This window comes from Flectobacillus sp., from assembly GCF_049240685.1.
Taxonomy (GTDB): domain Bacteria; phylum Bacteroidota; class Bacteroidia; order Cytophagales; family Spirosomataceae; genus Flectobacillus.
The window spans coordinates 34,064-38,177 of the sequence record NZ_JBMLSD010000075.1; the positions used below are offsets into that span (position 1 = coordinate 34,064).

At 36.3% G+C, this 4,114-nt stretch carries 2 protein-coding genes; both read right to left on the reverse strand.

Annotated features, from left to right (window positions below):
* Window positions 1–476: 476 nt before the first annotated feature.
* Complete coding sequence (locus ACOVQ4_RS03660) at window positions 477–1,307, reverse strand: endonuclease/exonuclease/phosphatase family protein (RefSeq protein ID WP_421819299.1); 831 nt, start codon at window positions 1,305–1,307, stop codon at window positions 477–479.
* 69 nt (window positions 1,308–1,376) lie between these two features.
* Window positions 1,377–3,794: a TonB-dependent receptor domain-containing protein gene (locus ACOVQ4_RS03665; RefSeq protein ID WP_421819300.1), complete on the reverse strand. Its 2,418-nt coding sequence runs from the start codon at window positions 3,792–3,794 to the stop codon at window positions 1,377–1,379.
* Window positions 3,795–4,114: the final 320 nt, after the last annotated feature.

Genomic DNA, 4,114 nt, shown 5'->3' on the forward strand with positions numbered 1-4,114 from the left:
TTAGAAATGCTTTTATCCAAAGCCCATGGCCGAAAGCTGATACCTGAAAGCCTAAAGTAAGCAGCAATCTCTTCAAATCTTTGCGCTCAGAGTTTTGTATTGAATCGTTTACTTTCAACGCATGAGTTCTCAAACAATTATGCTGACTATATTGTAATATTTTTCTCTTGTGAGTTTAGGATTAGTGAAGGTCAAAGTTAATTTTTTTAAAAAAATACAAAAACTTATATTTTTTTAAAAACGTTGATTCTGTAAAAATTTGGACGAAAAGCAAAGTGTCACAGTGATACTTTGCTCCCCTTTCACACTTCAAAAGTTATATTTAGAAGGCCGTTTATTATAACTTTTGAAGTGTGAATTTTTGTACTAAATTAGTCTTTTGAGCCCCCAATTTGAGAATTTATTTGAGATTTTGGCTAAGAAAAATAGCAAGAAAAAATCCCATCAAAAATACTCTTTTGATGGGATTGTAATTATTATTTGAATACCGTTTTTATCACCACTGGTTGATGGTCTGAAGGATATTTGTTATCATAAGCATCTGTTAACACGGCATATTTTAATACTTCAAAATGCTTATCTACAAAAATATAATCGATTCTATCTTTGAGTGGAGCGTCATGTTTGAAGCCATTAAATGTGCCAACAGGACCATACGGAGGCATTTTTGATACCAAATAAGAATCACCCAATGACGCTTGCATAATCTTAATTTGCTCGGTATCTGGTGTAGAGTTGAAATCTCCTACACAAATAACAGGCATGTTTTTGGCAATTTCTTTAATCTTTTGAACCATTAAGAAACCTGATTGACGACGAGCCTCAACCCCTTGGTGATCGAAGTGAACACTAAAGAAGTAGAACGTTTTTCCTGATTTTACTTCTTTAAATTTTCCCCAAGAGCAAATACGATTACAACAGGTGGCATCCCAGCCTTTCGAGGGTTTATCTGGCGTTTGGCTCAACCAAAAATCTCCATGCTCCAATAACTTGAATTTGTCTTTGCGGTAAACAATCGCAGAGTGTTCTCCTGCTTCTTTACCATCGTCTCGCCCTACTCCCGTGTAGGTATATTCAGGCATTTCGACCAAATCTTTTAATTGACCAACAAACCCCTCCTGGGTTCCGAAAATATCGAATTCATGATAACGAATCAATTTTTTAACTTCCTCCTTACGATTTGGCCAGGCATTGATACCATCGCCAGACGTGTTAAGTCTTAAATTATAAGTGGCAACATTGAGTGTTTGAGAAGATGCTTCTTGCATCAAAAGCAAGCCTGCAATAAGTCCGAGGATTTTTTTCATAAGCTGAGATTTGTTTTAGTTGATATAAAAATTGAATGTTTGGGGCAAAGTATCACAATGAGCTTTTGCCTAATTGGTTTCGTCACTGATGATACTTTTTACTTTTTTAGCATTTTTTATTCTATAGTTGAGGGTAAGATTAATTTGTCTTCTTCTAAATTGCGAACTACCATCGGTAATAAAATTGGCTCCTTCTGTCACAAAACGAGAAACTCTGGTATTGAAAATGTCCATTATGTTTAAATTGAGTGTACCTTTTCCTTGAAAAACTTCCTTGCTCACCGAAAAGTCGATATAATACATCGAGAGACGTCTGCCTTGTACAGTTTTTTGAGGAGCTTCATAATTAGCTCTTACTTGAATATCTAGGCGGTTGGGCAAACTGAATTTTGAGGTATGTCTTGCAAACCAGCTTTGGGTATTTCGTTTATAGTTCTCATCGATATTACTGCCATCGATATCGGCGTTGAAGATACTGAAACTAAAATCACTTTTCCACCATTGATAAAAATTGACCTGTGAAGCGATGTCTAAGCCAAATGATTTTTCTCCTGTTAAATTTTCAGGTCTTGTTGTAGCAAATCCCAAATCATTCACACTTCTAATCGTTTGAATTTTGTCTTTGGTATCTCTGTAGAACAAAGATGAACTTAAGGACCCAAATTTAAAGTATTTGATATGACCAATTTCAAAAGCGTTTGTAAACTCTGGATTAAGATTTGGATTACCTCCAAAAAAGTTACGATTATCTGAAAAGGTGGCAAAAGGACTTAAATCATTGTAGAATGGTCGTCTTACACGACGACTAAAGCTAAGTTGTAGAGAGTTTTCGTTGGGCATTTCCCAAGCAATATGGGCGCTAGGAAATAGGTTTGAGTAATTTCTGGGGTTTACTTCATTGGTTTCTCGTAGGGTAGTTTTTACATTAGTCCATTCAGCTCTTAATCCTACCTGATAGGATAATTTTTTGTATTTGTCCCCTACGATTCCGTACACGGCGTTGATGTTTTCGGTATAAATAAAGTAGTTTTTTAACCCAGGCAGTGGAACAAATACGCCATTTTCGTTTTGTTGATTTACCACATAGTCGTTGACCATATCTCTAAAATTGGCCCTCGCTCCTAACTCAACTTTTCCGTCTTTGTGTATTGGTTTTGAATAATCCGTCTGAAATAACCACTGTTTTTCATATTCATCATTCAAGGAGTTTTGTAATAAAGTTTGGGCTTGATCAACCGAGCCATTGGGTTTAAATGCATTTTGTGTAAATAATTGGTCAGAGCGTTCCCAGTTATCGATATAGCGTACTTCGGCAGAAAAATTATGATTTTTTTTGTCAAAATCTCGACGATATGTTAAAGCGTATTCAGAGTTTGGTTCGGTTTCTTTTTCGTCTTGTTGGCGATAGGTCGTTCTAACAAGATTGTTTAAGGAGTTTACATAATCTTTATAGACCAAATCTGTGATTCGACGAGCATCCGAGCGACGAAATAGATAGGAGGCAGTCAAATAGCTTTTTTCTGAAAAGAAATAATCCAAGCCACCTTGAATGTTGTTATTAAAACCCTTCAAATTTCCATTACGATTTTGGTCTGAAAGCAGGGTAGTATCTCCGTCAAAAACACGTTGAAAATTATGAGCAATATTGGGTGTAATACGATAAGCGATACCATAATTCAGAAAAAAGTTTAGTTTTTGGTGACGGTAATTCATGTTAATTCCCAAACCTTCATTGACAGGATAGCCCGTAATCACATCAAAGGAACCATTGAAACCTTGTTTTTTATCTTTTTTCAGAACGATGTTAATAATGCCAGCCATACCTTCTGCCTCGTATCTAGCCGAAGGGTTCGTGATTACTTCTACTCGCTCAATCATGCTTGCCTGTAGAGATTGTAGTCCAGCACCACCTTTAAAACTGACTAGCCCAGATGGTTTACCATCGATTAAGATGCGGACATTATCGCTTCCTCTTAGTTTGATACCACCGTCGGGTTCAACAGATACCGAAGGAATATTCGTCAGTATATCACTGGCCGTACCGCCTGCATTCGCCAAATCCTTGCCTACGTTGAATACCTTTTTATCCAAGGCCATTTCCATAGTACTTTTTTCAGACCTAACTTCAACCTCTGTAAGTTGCTGGCTTTGTGATTCGAGAGAAATATTACCAAGGTCAATAGCGGAATTCGATTTATTGAGTGTTAAAATATCAGATTTCCAGATTTTATAACCCATAAATTCGGCAGCCACTCTATAAACTCCCAAAGGAACTTGGAGTGAAAAAATGCCCTTTTCGTTAGTGATTCCACCTGTAATTAATTTTTCGGTTTTAGCATCGAGTAAACGGATGCTGGCGTAGGACATGACTTCAGAAGTCTTGGCGTCAATCACTTTCCCGCTGATAGAGACTTTATTCTGAGCATAAAGCGGAGTACTTGCAAGGAGGGCAATCAGAATCAAGAGATAAGTAAAGGTTAATTTCATAAGTTAAATAGTATTTTAATTGGATGTACAAAAGTATGAAGTACAATAGTGTAGTCTGTCCTTGAATAAAGGGCAAAGTATCACAATGAGCTTTTGCTTAGAAGAAAAATCTTACTAGTTCAAGACTTCGTCTTGGACTCTCAATTTTAAACAGTTTAAAACTGTAACAATAGCCAGTCCGAGACAAAGTCTCGAACTAGATAGCAAAGTATCATAATGATCTTTTGCCTAATATTAAAAAAGATTAGACTAGTTCAAGACTTAGTCTTGGACTTATTTTTTATACAATTTTAAAAACTGAAGCAATAGCTAGTCCAAGA